Genomic DNA, 520 nt, shown 5'->3' on the forward strand with positions numbered 1-520 from the left:
ACCTCTACGTCCATCAGGTCAGCCTCAACGGCCAGACCCTGGCGGGCGACGCCGCCGACAACCATGCCGGCTACAACAGCGGCGGCGTCGCCAACATGTTCAACAACGGCAGCGCGGACTTTCACACCCCCGCGACATCGATCGTCACAGTACCCGCTACGCCAGTGATCCCCGCGCCCGTGGTCACGACACCCACAGCGCCGGTCGTGACACCCTTGGCTCCGGACACCCTCGTCTTCCGTGTGTCGGGCGACAGCTACCAGGGCAATCCGCACTTCCAGGTGCTGGTGGGCGGCCATCAGATCGGCGGCACACTGACAACCAGCGCGTACCATGCGGCAGGCCAGACGGAGGACATCACCCTCACGGGCCAGTTCGGCACGGGTGCGTACGACATCGCGCTGCAGTGCCTCGGCGACCTCTACGGCGGTGTCGCGACGGCCGGCCGCAGCCTCGGCGGCCATCCGGGCAGCCTCAAACACCAGGCCCCGCCGGATTGCCACGCCGGAGACCATGCGTG

The 520-nt window shown here is 68.1% G+C and carries 1 pseudogene; it reads left to right on the top strand.

What is annotated here, in order from left to right:
• Positions 1-520: pseudogene (locus MKK60_RS26880) on the top strand (carbohydrate-binding domain-containing protein); the annotation flags it as partial.

Origin of the sequence: Methylobacterium sp. J-092, from assembly GCF_022829325.1 — a bacterium.
Taxonomy (GTDB): Bacteria; Pseudomonadota; Alphaproteobacteria; order Rhizobiales; family Beijerinckiaceae; genus Methylobacterium.